The 14,452-nt window shown below is 61.6% G+C and carries 13 protein-coding genes; all 13 read right to left on the bottom strand.

Going from position 1 to position 14,452, the window contains the following annotated elements:
• Nucleotides 1-3 precede the first annotated feature (3 nt).
• Complete coding sequence (locus tag AU196_RS18375) at nt 4-1,317, bottom strand: glycosyltransferase family 2 protein (protein ID WP_082695778.1); 1,314 nt, start codon at nt 1,315-1,317, stop codon at nt 4-6.
• Nucleotides 1,314-2,627 carry a nucleotide sugar dehydrogenase gene (locus AU196_RS18370; RefSeq protein ID WP_059096496.1) on the bottom strand — a complete coding sequence of 438 codons (1,314 nt, stop codon included), beginning with the start codon at nt 2,625-2,627 and terminating at the stop codon, nt 1,314-1,316. Before AU196_RS18370 ends, AU196_RS18375 begins: the two co-directional genes overlap by 4 nt.
• Complete coding sequence (locus tag AU196_RS18365) at nt 2,624-2,908, bottom strand: hypothetical protein (RefSeq protein WP_157546477.1); 285 nt, start codon at nt 2,906-2,908, stop codon at nt 2,624-2,626. The genes AU196_RS18370 and AU196_RS18365 overlap by 4 nt, the downstream gene beginning before the upstream one ends.
• A 433-nt stretch (nt 2,909-3,341) precedes the next feature.
• Nucleotides 3,342-4,019, bottom strand: coding sequence for a response regulator transcription factor (locus AU196_RS18360; protein WP_059096494.1), 678 nt, complete (start codon nt 4,017-4,019; stop codon nt 3,342-3,344).
• 181 nt (nt 4,020-4,200) lie between these two features.
• A complete protein-coding gene (locus AU196_RS18355) occupies nt 4,201-4,515 on the bottom strand; it encodes a hypothetical protein (protein ID WP_059096650.1) in 315 nt (104 codons plus the stop codon).
• A 117-nt stretch (nt 4,516-4,632) separates the two neighbouring features.
• On the bottom strand, nt 4,633-6,144 hold the full coding sequence (locus tag AU196_RS18350; RefSeq protein ID WP_059096493.1) for a PE-PPE domain-containing protein: 1,512 nt from the start codon (nt 6,142-6,144) through the stop codon (nt 4,633-4,635).
• A gap of 758 nt (nt 6,145-6,902) precedes the next feature.
• Entirely contained in the window at nt 6,903-7,430 is a 528-nt protein-coding gene (locus tag AU196_RS18345; RefSeq protein WP_082695777.1) for an arsenate reductase/protein-tyrosine-phosphatase family protein, read from the bottom strand.
• Between the two features lie 112 nt (nt 7,431-7,542).
• Nucleotides 7,543-8,523 carry a nitroreductase family protein gene (locus AU196_RS25275; protein WP_197415835.1) on the bottom strand — a complete coding sequence of 327 codons (981 nt, stop codon included), beginning with the start codon at nt 8,521-8,523 and terminating at the stop codon, nt 7,543-7,545.
• A gap of 121 nt (nt 8,524-8,644) precedes the next feature.
• On the bottom strand, nt 8,645-10,000 hold the full coding sequence (locus tag AU196_RS18340) for an O-antigen ligase family protein (protein WP_157546474.1): 1,356 nt from the start codon (nt 9,998-10,000) through the stop codon (nt 8,645-8,647).
• The gene (locus tag AU196_RS25270) at nt 9,997-11,049 is read right to left on the bottom strand and encodes a polysaccharide pyruvyl transferase family protein (protein WP_082695775.1); all 1,053 of its coding nucleotides are present in this window, start codon (nt 11,047-11,049) and stop codon (nt 9,997-9,999) included. The genes AU196_RS18340 and AU196_RS25270 overlap by 4 nt, the downstream gene beginning before the upstream one ends.
• Nucleotides 11,042-12,520: a lipopolysaccharide biosynthesis protein gene (locus tag AU196_RS18330; protein WP_082695774.1), complete on the bottom strand. Its 1,479-nt coding sequence runs from the start codon at nt 12,518-12,520 to the stop codon at nt 11,042-11,044. The genes AU196_RS25270 and AU196_RS18330 overlap by 8 nt, the downstream gene beginning before the upstream one ends.
• Complete coding sequence (locus AU196_RS25635) at nt 12,517-13,551, bottom strand: glycosyltransferase (RefSeq protein WP_157546471.1); 1,035 nt, start codon at nt 13,549-13,551, stop codon at nt 12,517-12,519. Before AU196_RS25635 ends, AU196_RS18330 begins: the two co-directional genes overlap by 4 nt.
• Nucleotides 13,548-14,441 carry a glycosyltransferase family A protein gene (locus tag AU196_RS26395; protein ID WP_353647252.1) on the bottom strand — a complete coding sequence of 298 codons (894 nt, stop codon included), beginning with the start codon at nt 14,439-14,441 and terminating at the stop codon, nt 13,548-13,550. Before AU196_RS26395 ends, AU196_RS25635 begins: the two co-directional genes overlap by 4 nt.
• Nucleotides 14,442-14,452: the final 11 nt, after the last annotated feature.

Raw genomic sequence — 14,452 nt, 5'->3', positions numbered from 1 at the left:
TGCTCACCGTGTTCCCCATTTCGAGTCGCGGATGGTGGCCATGGCGTACGGCAGCTGCAGGACCAGGACGACGGTGTAGAACATGGTGAAGAAGATGCCGAGGTACCACCGCTTGCCGGGCCGGTGCATCCGGTAGTAGAGCCCGTAGATCAACGCGATCGTCGCGACGCCGCCGAAGTACCAGAAGGGCAGCTCGTTGATGAAGTGCGGTTGGACCACCATGGCGCGGAACACGACCTGCGGCGCCATCAGCGGCAGGATGATGCTCAGGGAGAACATCACGACCATCACCGGGTTCTTGCGCATCACTGCCCGTGCGGCACGCATGGATTCGCGCAGCCAGCTCTTCTTCCAGCGCAGCTGCTGGCGCAGGAACTGGCGCAGATGCTCGGGAACGTTGGTGTAGGCCTGAGCGTCCGGAGCGTAGAGCACCCGCCAGTTCGGCAGCAGGAAGTTGGTCAGGCTGCGGTCGTCCCCGAAGGTGCTCGGCTGCCCCAGGAAGGTCTGGTGGAGCCACGCGTCGGCGACGGGGGCGACGGCGTCACGCCGGTACGCCGAGAAGCAGCCGGAGCAGCAGGTGACCGAACCGAACAGCGCCTCGGCCGACTTGTGGATGCGGAACGCGACGTAGTACTGGATCGTCTGCATCCGCGTCAGCAGGTTGGTCCCGCTGTTGGCGACGTCGGTATGCCCCGCCACCGCACCGACTTCGGGGTTGGCGAAGTAGCGCACGATGGTCCGGACCGCGTCAGGTGTCACCTGTGAGTCCGAGTCGATGAACACGAAGACCTCGGCGTCGTCGGCGGCCTTCATCCCGGTCGCCATCGCATGCCGTTTGCCTCGGTTGACCTCTGAGGCGATCACCGTCAGTTCCGGTCGCGACGCGGCGACGGCCTCGATCCGGCGCAGGGTGTCGTCGGTGGACTTGTCGTCCACGACGACCACCCGCAGCCGGCCGGGATAGTCGGCGTCCAGGCATGCCGCCAGCGTGCGGGCGATGTCGGGCTCGTTGTAGGCGGGGATGATGATCGCGACGTCCGGCAGGTAGTCGGTGTCGCCGTCGACGCGCGGGGGTCGGTACAGCCACGCCAAGCCGAACCGGGAGAAGATGAACGCCGTCACGACGAGGCTGTACACCGCCCAGACGGGTTCGCGGCGCAGGTTGTCGACGCTCGCGATCTTGAAGAGGACGACGGCGACGACGATCAGCGCGATGATCCCGAACAGGGTGACCTTCAGCGGGCGACCGGCGGGCGTACCCGCGTCGGGGCCACCGTCCCGTTCGAGAAGCCGGGGCGGTTCGTCGAGCGTCGTCACTTCCCCGCCTTCAGCGCGGGTTGGGTGCGAAACGTCATGTCCAGCACGTGTTCCTGGCTCGCCAGCCAGTCGTGGTCCTCGGTCGGATGGTTCGTGTGGACGATCACCAGGTCCCACTGCCGCTCGGCCGGCCGGTCCACCCGCGGCAGGCAACCGTCCGCGGTCTGGATGACCTCGATGTAGGGGTCCCAGAACGCCACCTCGGCGCCGGCCTCCCGGAGGTCGTCGATGATCTCCAGCGCGGGAGATTCGCGAAGGTCGGCGACGCCCGGCTTGTAGGTCACCCCCACCACCAGGACGTTGGCTCCCGCAGTCTTACGTCCGCTGTCGCCGAGCGTCTGCCGGGCCAGGGCCGCCACCTGGCGTGGGCGCGTGGCGATTCCCTTCATGGCCGCTTCGATGAGCGGTGCGGTGGCCCGGCGGGCACGCAACTGCCACAGGAGGTAGTGCGGATCGCAGGGGATGCAGTGGCCGCCGACACCGGCGCCGGGCCAGAACGGCATGAACCCGTAGGGTTTGGTCGCCGCCGCGTCGATGACCTCGACGATGTCGACCTTGAGCTCCCTTGCCGCATCGGAGATCTCGTTGGCGAGCGCGATGTTGACGGCCCGGAACGTGTTCTCCAGCAGCTTCGTCATCTCCGCGGTCTCCGGCGATGAGACCCGGTGGATCCCGCTGGAGGTGTGCTGCAGGATGTCGACGGCCCGGTCGGCGCACTCCGGGGTGGATCCGCCGACCACCCGCGGCGTCGCCTCGGGCGCGTGCGCCTCGACACCCGGGTCGATGCGTTCCGGGCTGAAGGCCACGTACACGTCGGTGCCGACTTCGAACCCTCGGGCTGTGAGCGGCTTGATCAGCAGGTCACGGGTGCATCCGGCGTAGGTGGTGGACGTCAGCACGATGGTCTGCCCACGAACCGCGTGTTCGACGACACTGGCGCAGGCGGTGGTCAGAGCGGTGAGGTCGGGGGTCTGGTGCGAATCGACCGGCGTTGGGACGCAGATGATCACGGCGTCGGCCCCCGCGACCGCCGACGGCTCGGTGGTCAGCTCGAGCGACTCGTTGATCAGGTGCCGGCTCAGTCGCGCGTGCTCGCGAGGGAGCATGTCGACGCGGCCGGACTTGATGTCGGCCAGCCGCACCTCGCTGATGTCGCATCCGACGATCGCAGCGCCGCGGTCGGCCAGGGAGAGCGCGGTGGGCAGTCCGACGTAGCCCATGCCGATCACCGCGACGCGCCGGCCGTCCAGCGGTAGCCCTTCGGCGATCGGGGCGATGTCGTGCAGCGGGACGTAGAGCTCCGCGGTCACTTCTGCTCCTCCCCACCGACGATCCACACCGGCGCGGCGCCGCTGAGCCCGTGGACGACCCCGTACGGGTCAACGGCTCCGGTGGGGCTCGGGCTCGACCGGATGTACTGCGCGCAGACCTCGTCGTGGACCGGGACGCCCGCGATGAGGCAGGCAACGTTTTCGGCGGAGAGCCCGGTGTCGGCCGGCGGCCTGTGCGGGCTCGCGCATCCCAACAGTTTCGGGAAACGCGGCGGCTCCTCGGCGGGGCGAGGCAGGCAGGACGCGATCGGACTCGACACGTGGAACTCCCCCTGGTCAGTGCTCGTCGGCGCAATCTCTCGAATGTGCACCGCAAGCGCAGTTTCAGCGAATCAGTTAGGACTGTAATACAAGTTTGGTGACGTGCTCGTCAAAAATTTTCCCCTAAGTCAACTTTTAAGCCGTTTGGCGTACAAACCCAGCCGCTACTGGGCGTTATACAGGGGCTTTGCGGACAGCGCATCGCATGCGTTCAGCGCCACTAAGTAGCCACAGATGTACTACAGCGTTGGTTCTGACGCCTTACGCACGTACTGACACTGTTTCAGCAACGTATAGGGCGAACATGATCACAACCGGGTATCGGGCAGCCGTCGACGACCAAGAACTTGGGGGTGCAACGACCGGCGGCACGAAGGCACCGCCCGGCGACCGTGACCGTGGCGTCAGCGCAAACAGTCCGAGGCGGAAAGCTCAGATCTCGTCGGTGCTGAGGAAGCCGTCCTGGATGGCCCGGACAACGAGGGCCGCCTTGGTGGAGGCCGGCCGGCCGGCGGCGGCATATTTGGAGCGGATGCGTTGCAGGTGCGTGCGCACGGTCGCCGACTCGATGAAGAGCCGGCGCGCGACTTCTTCCTTGTTCTCGGTGCGACACCATTGTTGGAGCACCTCGATCTCACGCTGGCTGAGGCGTGGACGGCCGACCGTTTTGTCGCGGAGGAGTGCTTCGGCCATGCGGGGTGGGATGTGCGGTTGGTTCGAGCGCGCGCTGTAGATCGCTTGGCAGAGGTGCATGCCGTCTTCGTATTTGACGACGAACGAGATGGCGCCGGCGTCGAGGCACCGGAGGATCGCTTCGTCGGTGGCGAGGTAGGAGTAGACGATGACGCAGTGGCCGACCCGGCTCATCTGACGGATGGCGTCGAAGTCGGGTGCACCGGCGCCGAACTGGAGTGCGCTCAGGACAACGTCGACGGTGGGCGAGGCTTTCGGATGCTCTTTGATGAAAGCCTTTGGCGCGGAGTAGTTTCCGACTATCTTGATGGGTGGTCGCGACCCAGCGAGCCAGGAGGCGATGCCGGCGTGAACGACGTCCTGGCCGTCCACGATGACGATCGAGATACTCGAATTGCACGCTTCATCGACCGACACCTAGCCCCCGCTGTGTTCGCTCTCGTTACCGCGACCTCTGGCTGCACCCCTGCGGTAACCAGCATGCGGTTCATCGCCGTCCGACGCCAGGCGAATGGCGAAGTTTTTTCGAGTTCAAGGGTTGCCGTCGGCGGTGCGGCCGCGCACTCCCCTGGCCGGTCGACGTCGTCGGATCAGGTGGTCAGCACTTGTTGGGGCGGTTGACACCCACCCCGGCCCAGGATTTCGCGGTGAACGTCTGGCCCGCTCGCGGCGACTGCCAGCAGACGGTCCAGTTGGTCAGGTTGATGACCTCGCTGGGGCCGGACTCGTTGCTGTACTCGAGCTCCGGGCCCGCGCCGTCGGTCGCCGCGGTGTAGGCCTCCTGCGCTGCGGCGAGATTCATGCCGCGCAGGTCCGGCATCGTCCAGCGGGTCGGTTGCGCCATGGCCGGCGGTGCGGTGAGCGCCAGCGTCGTCGCGAACGCGACGGTGCCTGCAGCAATGCGGTATTTCATCGTCATCCCCTCCAGAAACTCCCCTACGGCTACGGTAAACGACCGCTTGCTCGTCGCCGACCGATTCGGTGCGTTCTGGTGAATACCCGGAAAACCGCCGCCGCCAATCAGGGACGGTCAGGCGGCCGCCTGCTCTTCGGCGGGTGCGGAGACGGTCTCCGGTTCGGCGCTCTCGGTCTCGGCCTCGTCGGTCTCCTCGTCCGAGACCTCGTCGTCCTCGTCGACGTCCTGCTCGAGTTCCGCCTCCTCGAGGTCCTCTTGCGGCGAACTCTCTTCCTCGAGCTGGTCTTCTTTCGGGCCTTCGACCGGTTCCTGCTCGTCGACGGCGGCGGTATCGGCGAGCTGCGGTGTGGGGGTTTCTTCGACCAACGCGGCGCCGTCATCGGCGACGGGCTCGATCACGGCGGCAGGCGCCTCGGCCTGGTCGTCGGCGGCGAGGCGGCCCAGTGCCGTGCCCGCGGCCAGCACGTCGTCGGACTCGGACTGGTCCGGCGTCGGGACCGGAACGGCGACCATGCCGCCGCCGTGGACGGCGTCTTCGATCCCTTGGGCGATGGCTTCGACGAAGTCCACCGAGAACTGGATGGGATTGAAGGTGAACGGGTTGAACGGCAGGATCGACAGGTTCCGCGCGAGCCCGGGGTTGGCCTGACGGTCGTAGCCGAGGTCGATCAGCAGTTTGGTCACCGGCTGGAGGAACCGGACGACGGGGTCGACGAATGCGGATGTGCCGGTGGCGTTTCCGAGTTCGACGAGCGGCATGAGGATCGGCAGCGTGCCGCGCTGGGGAATGAGCACGAAGGTGGCGTCACCGTGGACGCGCTTCGGTGCGGCGGCGATGGCGGCGGCCAGGCTCGCCTCGTCGTAGCCGTAGGGCATCGAGTCGGTGGGTGAGTTGGCGTTGGGGTCGAGGTAGTAGCCGTGGACGTAGTCGAATGCGAAGAGCGCGTTGAGGACCGCCAGGGGGTTGCCCCAGTACTGCGGGGCGTCGCCGACGGGGTCGTACTCGAAGGAGTAGTTGGTGCTCTTGACGCCGATGTCGGTCGGCAGCTGCGGCCCGAAGGACACGTCGAGGAGCGGGATGTAGCGCAGGAAGCTCAGCCGCGACCACAACCCTTGGGGGTTGTTGATGTTGCCGATGGTGACGACGGTGATGCGGTCTTTGTCCTCGTCGGGGATGTCGTACATGGCGCGGGAGACAACGGCGCCGCCCTGGGAGTAGCCGAAGACGATGATGTCCTCGTCGTCTTTGGTGGGGTCGGCCAGGATGCCGGCGAGTTGCGTGTCGAGGTTGGTGACGCCCTCGCCCACGGACTTGTTCCAGGTGTCGCAGGTCAGGCCGGGGCACCAGCCGGGCAGCGGGATGGGCCAGAAGCTGGCGGGATAGTCGACGCCTCGGAGGTCGCAGCCGTCGGTCGAGGTGCAGGGGACGCCGGACGGGTTGATGTAGCGATTGGCGGCGTTGTCGCGGTATTGCGTGTCGGTGGTGACGTTGTGCGTACCGGTGCCGGGGACGATGAGCGCGATGGCGCCGAAGGCAATCGCGGCGGCGAAGGTGGAGGCGAGCCAGAGGCCGACGGTGGCGATGAGCGAGACGATGACGATGCTTGCGTTTGCAGACTTACGCATGGGTAAAAGGGTCACATACCGCGACCACGCCTGTGTCGGATTTGCCTCGCCCTATTTGTCGGGATAGATGTGGGCTGGGAGGTCCTGCTCACTACCGGAGAGGTGGCCACGATGCGTTACTTCGCGCTACTGCTCGTTGCGACGACGCCGACGAGGCCGCCACGCAGCAGAAGCAGGCCGCCGAGATAGACGGGCTACGAGGAACTCACAGCCGCGCCACCTCTGCGCTGCGGGCCGGCGGCGCGCCGCTCTCCCGCTGAAGGTGCGGCGATCACGGCGACCTTGACGACCGGGTGGTGACGGACGGGTCGTTCGCAGAGTTGACCAGTGGGCGACTATTCCTTTGAGGCCTAAACTTCGACGAGTGACGCGGGACATCCCGGCCGCCCACAACGGCGCGGCACGAGAATTGGCAAAGTGCCCCGCTGCGCGATGTGAACGAATGTCGCGTGGCCGCCCTGTCGGTTCGGTGCCGCGAAGGCGGCACTTGCGTCGTCGTAGCTGTCAGACATTTGCGTCTGTCGACCCGTTTCTGTTGGGGGTCGCGTTCGTCTCCGTGGACCTACTCGAATGCCCTTAGTGCTCTGATAACGGCCAGCTGGTTCCCTCAGCACTGCGGTCGCGTCGCTCGTGGGGGCGTACTCAGAGATGTAGTTCGCCCTCTTCACGCAATGTCGGTCGGAAGCTGTTGACCCGACGAGACGTTGGGGACGGGCTGTAGCGCTGCCTTGCTGGTCGCTCGTGGCGTCGTCGCTCTATCACCCGATTGAGGCGGAACGGCAGAGTTTTATGATGGGCGGCAGCAAATCAGCGATTTGCTGACCGACTTTCGCGAAGACTTCCGGGCTCTGTCCAATCGGGTCTTGAACATCCGGCGCTTGCTCAGCCACCAACTGCGGACGGAGATCTGCCAGATCCGCCACTGCGTGTGGGTTGAAGATTGAAACAAGCTGCGCGGCCTCGGTAAGCGTGAACGTTCTGCGCAATTGACGCGGAGCAAGTTCGAGGACCCGGTCCCGGTGGAACCGGGTCATGGTGAGCACAAGATCCGCATTTGACGCGATCTTCGGGGTGAGTTGACGGGCCGCAAAATCGGCCGTATCGCCTCCGAGTCTGTTCAATACCTGCGCGGCATGCTCATGGATTGGATGCGAAATGACTGCGCGCGTGCCTGCGCTAGACACCTGCAGGCCCGACAGCTCAAGCTGTGCGCCGGCTGCGGCGGCGAGCCGCTCTGCCATCGGAGATCGACAGATGTTTCCAGTGCAGACGAAAAGAACGTGCAAACCAGACTCCTTAGGCAGCCCGCGATACCGGCGCGGAACTTCGGTTCACGCTTTGAATGTAGAAGTGGCGCAACATGTTCCGGCTACAGTTAGCCGTCCGTCTCCCGTTCAACTAGATCCTGACAACTACCTCCTCGAGCTGTCGTCGCGGCGACCGTGCGACACGGTAGCCCGGACGGGCATAGCCGATTGCGATCATCATTATGATCAGTTCGCTGTCTGCTAATCCAAACTCCTCACGAAGAGCGTCTGATTGACGATTAGGCACACTCATATTGAGCATGCACGAGTCCAAGCCAAGTGCGTGCAGCGCCCAGACCAAGGACATCGAGAAGATGCCGCCCTCGATCCAAGGTTGATTGCGTTCACCTGGGGCCGAGAACAAACGGGTGTCCACTGTGATCAGACCAACGACCGGCACGACGTGCGAGAAACCGCGGTTCCCATTCTGATGACGAAGCACTCGTGAAACATCGCCATCCCGGTAGAAACGAATCAGCCAAGCTTGCCGATTGCACACCGAAGGAGATTGCAAAGCCAGAGCCACCGCGTTGAACAACACGTCGTCGGGTACCTCTGCTGACTCAAAGTCCCGAACACTGTGCCTCGAGCGAAAGAAGCGATCAGCGTTACTTATCCCGCGGTCGCCTGCTTTCACGACCGGCGCGACGTCATCGGAGATATGGCCATGCACGTTCCAGTGATGCAGCGCCTCCTGCGCAGTTTCAGCCGAAGTCAGAACCAAATCGGCTGTTCCTGCCTCCCTCCCCACCCGCACGTTGCCTTCGAGGCGATTGGTCACCGCTACCCCGAACGGGCGCTTTGGTTCCGGTAGCGCCAGGCCCTTCTCGATCCGGTGGTAATCCTTGATCAATTGAGCCTCGAGGTTCCTGGGTTCCACGCGCGAGCCGCTGGTCTCGCCGGGTAGGCAGTGGCGGCCATAACGCAATCGATCCGTACGAAACTCCGAGCGAAGTGTCATTCTGTAACGCACCGAGATCATGGCGAGAAGCGCACGCTCGGGTAAAGCCCGCTTCACGCGAGTAGAAATCAATCGCTTGGCTGTGTAGAGCCGGTTGTCCCCGCCTATCAAGGTAAGTCCTTTCCTCCGATCCCCTCTTGGGGGCGACCGGCAATAATCGAGCGCGGATAGGCACCGGGTCGATCGGCGCCGGCGATACATACGGAACGCCGAATTGCAACATTAGGCGCATTCAAGAGCAGACTTCCTCACGCCGGTCTGACCCTGCCAACCTCTCCGCATCCGCGCGGCCTGGGTACCGCGCGATGAACGCAGATAGGACAGCCCCCGCGATGGGCCAGATAGCTAGCGGGACACCGCGATTCGTGAAGTGCGAATGCACGGTGCTGATGACTATCAACCCAACGATTCCCCAGAGGACAGGTTGAATCCACGAGCCGTAGAGCCTACTAATTCGCGCGACCTTGAAGATCAGGATCAACAGCAAGACCACCTCCGCCGCTAGAAGCAGCCAGCCACCCGTCACGAAAGTCCGGATCCACTCTGATTCCGGCGACGGCCACCGCAGCTCCGGGGGCGTAGCACTTTCCCCTATGCGGCTGTATACCCATGAACCCCACCCTACGAACTCGCGCCGCAGTCCTGCAGGAATTGCCTCAGTGACCCAAATGTTCATACGGTAACCCATGGATTCGGGAAGCCAGGCGTACTGAGTTGTTGCTGCTGTAGTCTCGTAAGTCTGTTTGTCGTATCTATCCGATAGCACCGGATACATCAAGTACAGGAATGCCAGGGCGGGCCCTCCCGCGAGCAGTACGGACTCAATTCGCCGGAAATACAGCAGTATCGTGAAGAGGATGACTACGAAACCTGCGATAATCGGAGCGAAGGTTGCGGTCGATAACAAGCCGCCCATCAACAGGTTCAATCCAGCCACATATCGCCACGTTTTCTTGCGGTCGCAGGTCGCTGTGTACGCGATAAGGGCGCAACTGCCAGCAATCATAACGACGAGGTAGCCGCCCAGCGCGGTCCAATGTCCGATCGTGCTGGTCGCTCGCAACTCGGTCCAGCCGAGCGCTATCCGATTGTCCAGTCCGGCGCTTCGTGTGAATGTGTCGACCAACCGTGTGACGACCCCGACACCAGCGATCTGCAACACTCCAATTGCGGCCACAAAGTAGCCTGGCGCAAGAAAATATCTAAGGAACGTCACTAACTCCGAAGGCAAGTTGACGACCGCCCGGGCAGATACGAAAGCGAGTAGAATTATCACCCAATCGGCAAGGGCCGGTATAGGGAGTGCTACGTCGAGGGTAGCCGAGTTTGTAACATCAGTGAGAATTCTGATGGCCACGAAGACGACGAGCGCAACGTCGAGACTGCTAAGACGAATCAGGAACAATTGGCGAGGTTCCGTGCACACCACCGTAAGGAGAGCGATAACAACTATTACGGAGGACGGATAAATCTGGCTAAGGCTTCCGGGTAGCCGTACTGCCACCGTCGCCGCGGCAATTCCGAGCAGCAGTGCGACAGAGCCTGTCCGCTGGCTAACCTCGGGGCGCATGTCCTGTAGGGGTGTCATGAGCACACCGCATCGATTCTGTCGGCAATGTGCTCTGAAACAGCCTTCGCGTCGCGGGCGCAATCGGCAACGTAATTGCGACGGTCAAGCATAGTGTCGATTCGTTGCACGACATCTGACGCTTCAGCGTCCGAAATCAATGTGGAGTGACGCCCCAAGCCGACCGCCGCAAGGTGGGTGCGCAATTTGAAGTCATCGAACTGCGACAGGCCGATCGGGACACACCCCTCGTTGACCCCCATGATTAAGGCGTGCAGTCGGTCGCTAACAACACCTTCGGCCGATCGCAGCAGCTTACGCACGGTCTCTTCCTGATCTGCATGGGAAACCGAGGCGCCCCAGCTGATGAGGTCAGAACCAAGCTTATTCGACAGCTCCCTGGCAACGTCGTTGTCGCGGAGTACTTGCACAAATACGACCGGACGTAATTGGCGCTCATCGCACAAACGCTTAACACCCTCGATGATTTTGCTATGCCAGACGGGTCGGTCGCCCCTGCATGTAATCGCTAGAAGGTCCCTACGGCGGGGAGCCCACGCTGCTGCTTCGTATGAATCGAAAGCCCAGTCGCAGCTGAGCAGTCCTCCAGGAAAGTGCCGGGGCGTTTCGAGATCTCGCCAGGTGACCAAGTCAGATAGCCGATTACTCAGGTCGAACAGTCGTACAGAGAGCGGGACAGGTATCCAGTCTGGGTTGACAGCGATACCGGACTTGATCGAGGCGCCGCCACGAGCCTTGACGAGAACTTGCAGCGGGATCAGCGCGAGGTGGGCGTTCCGGGCTTGACCGTCCAGGCGATACTCGCCCGGATCGAAAACAATCACGGCACGGCGACTATGTCTCGCAATCGCCTTCAGCCAACCGGTCTTCGACCGGTAGATCACGGAGTTGGCCGGAATCCGCAGAGCCTGGACGAAGCTATCTGACGCCGATCCGACGTACACGTGCACGTCACCAAGTTCTCGGACCCGGTTAAACAGGTTGCGTCGAAGTACGACATCACCGATGTTGTCGTCTTGCCCGCTACACCAGTAGAACACTCTATCCATCTGGACCCCCTCTAACAAGATGGCGCAAAGTGACGACCTCGCGTACGTCTTCACGGAATCGACGTATTAGGCCGTACAGAAGAATGAGAACAAACAGGTATACAAACGCGGCGACGGAGACGACCAACCAACTGCTGTCGATGGAAACGGTGGATAGATATGCCGCACCACCGGCGATACCGTAGATGACGTACAGCGCAGCCGGCTGGAAGAACATTCGCGCTGCTGGGACTTCTGGACAGACCTTATTGAGGAACACCAGGAAAGACGGCCACGTAAGAACCACGACGATTGCGTAGCCAAGGGCGACTCCGATCACACCGAAGAAAGCACCGCCGATAATCGCCGCAACGAGGACTCCCCGGGTAAGTGCGGTCATCGTCAAGACCTCGCGTGTCTTGCCTTGCGAGAGAAAGACCCAATAGCTCGCGAAACTGGCCGCTTGAGCAAGACCGCCAACCGCCAGAATTTGGTAGATCGGTGCGACGTCGCTCCACTCGGTTCCGAGTGCAATGTCGATCCCTGCAGGAGCGATCACGATGGTGAAGACGAAGACAAGCGCTACAACATGAACCAATGCACGCTGACCGATGAGTAGGAAGCGAACGTATCGCTGGCGGTCGTCACGAATACGGGATAAGACCGGGAAGGCGACCTTCGTCGCTGGCGTACTCAGTTGATTGATCGGCACCGTCATGAGCTGGTAAGCGCGGTTATAGAAGCCAAGCGAAGTTGCACCGAACATACTGCCGACAACAACTGTGTCCACGTTCCTTGACACGTAATTGATGACCTGCGTCAACCCCACATGCCATCCGAACTTGAGAAGCGCGCGAGTGCCGGCATGCCGTGACGGAAGGGAGGGCATCCAGCGTGCGGCTGCCATATTGAGGAGTGTTGTTGTAGCGGCAGTGGTGATCTGCTGGATCACAAGGGCCCACAGCCCGGCGCCCAAGAGAGCCAGTACGACCGCGACGATCAACGCGGAGAGAGCCGCAAACACATCGATACTCGAGATAGCGGTGAAGCGAAAATCGCGCGTCAGTTGCGCCCTGAATTGCGTACCGATCCCGCCGAGTAAGAAGACAACCGATATTGCGACGCATGCTGGCGCCAGATCGGGCGATTCGTAGAAACTTGCAGTCAACGGCGCGGATGCGGCGCACGCAACGGTCAGAACCAGCCCTATCGTCGAGTTCACCCAAAACAAGTTCGACCGTTGACCCTGCGTAACCACCTCCGCTTGTATCATCGCCGACGACATACCGAAATCCCGAACAACTTCCCCGAATGCGACAATCATGACGATCATCGCGAACAACCCAATAACCGATGGGCCCAAGATGCGAGAGAGCACTACGATACTCGCAAGTTGAATTACGAACCGGACGACTTGACCGGCGAGCGTTGCTAACGCGCCCCGCGCTGCCTGAGTCTTTACCGAGGCGTTTCCTGGGATTACGCCTCTCATCGAAAACCACGCCGACGAACCGACATAAGAGCCTTCTTGTAAACCGCATAATGCTCGTGTGCCACCGCGGTCCACTCCCGATTGTCGAGGTTCGGGGCGCGGTCAGAGCCAACGCCCACTGACTCTGCCTGCGCAAGCGCTTTCGACAGCCGTTCGCCCGTCAGCTCTTGATCAAGAATGAGCCAGTCGGGACCTACCTCTCCTTGGATCCAATCATTGACCTCTGACGGGACGGTGTAGACGACGCGCCCCAGAGAAAGTGCAACAAGAAGGGCCCCCGAGTTGTGCATTTGAGTGTAGTGGAGCACCACAAGCTGCGACTTGGTAATCTCTTCGACGAGCGCTTCATCGGAAACAAATTCGAACCGCGCCGTCACGCGAGGTGTGTCTTCCACCGCCCGCCGCAGCCGCTCGCCACGGTCAGGGAATGCCGATTCATCGAGCGATCCAACGATGCGGAGCGTGTGCCGTTCCGACCGCATTGCGGCGAATACGTCAATTAACGCGTTCACATTCTTGTACGGCTCAATACGACCGAAAAATAAAATCCGACCCGGTATTACCGGCTGCTTTGCATAGCCCGCGAAACGCGTGACATAACTTCCATGGCGGATCAGGGTCGTCGGCCCTGAACTAGGCGTAAACGGGTTCAGGATCACGTACTCTGTAGTGCGTCTGTCAAGTGCCGCCACCAGGAAGCGTTCGATCGATCCGCCAGCCCGGTGTGGCTCGACATTATGGATAGTACGGACGACAGCAGTAGATTTGAGTCTGAGCCTGAGCAATAGCAACAGCATGAGAACGTACTTCGCCCAGCGAACGGCACGTCGACTATGCCGTAACATCCACTCAGGCCAGTGAACATGCAAGACGTCGTAAGCGCCGAGTACCGCTGTTCGCCAAGAGAAATACCTGATAACTTCTTGCGGCGGCTTGAAGGTGACTATCTGGTCGACGAAGCGCGTAGTTCCGTCTGGCGCCTTCATCGACAGCAGGACGGTTATTCTGGTCTGCTCCTCGCGCTTAGTCAACAGCTTCGCTTCCGGCTGGCTCTATAGTTCTGCTTAAGCCGCTCGGCGGCCCCACTGAGGCCTACGACTGCGGCGGTCCAGTGCGGCCGCATAAGTTCTCGTTGCGAAAGGGCAAAACGTACGCCAGCGAAGTCGCCCTTTTGTAGCGACGCACGGATGATTTGACTCCACACGAAATCTGCTGCCGCTTTTCGCGAAAGTTCGTTTCTGTGATCACGAAGAAATTCGGCACTCGCACGCCAATCGCATGTCATGGAAATCGACTCCTGAGAGCCCTTGGTAACGATGGCCAAAGGCTCGTTCACCCACACGAAATTTACGTCCTCGAACGATAGGCACCGGGTTACATAGTCCCAGTCCTGGTGCTTACGTAGGTTGGCGTTCCACGTACAACGTTGGACAAGAAGCTTACTCATGAGCAGCGTACTACTTTGGACAACATTGCTTCCAAAGCGCAGTTCGGGCCGTTGCACCATGTAGCTTCCAATGCCGTCTTGTGTCTCTGGCGGTCTCCTAGGTATAACGACGTGATCGAAGCTCCGATCAAAAACCATCGCCGATGCTGACAGGAGGAAGGGACTCTGCACTTTCGAGCACGCCTCTAGCTGAGTCTCCGTCTTGTGGGGTAACCAGGTGTCATCGTCATCGAGAAAACAGATATAGTCAGCTTCGGAATGTTCTATCCCGAGGTTCCGTGCCGCTGCTCCCCCAGTTGCTCCTTCGGTAATGACGAGTGTGTGATCGAAGGGATCAAGGACCGAGCGAACGTCGTCAGCTTTCTCTGGACGATCAAGCACGATGATCGGGTGCACCGGAATCGTTTGCCTCATAACTGACTTCACAGCAGCCGCCAGTGAGGGGCGCCCCGTAGTTGGTATAACGGCTTGCACTTCAAATCTGC

The organism is Mycobacterium sp. IS-1742, from assembly GCF_001500125.1.
Lineage (GTDB): Bacteria > Actinomycetota > Actinomycetes > Mycobacteriales > Mycobacteriaceae > Mycobacterium.
This window is presented reverse-complemented; position numbering and strand designations above follow the sequence as displayed.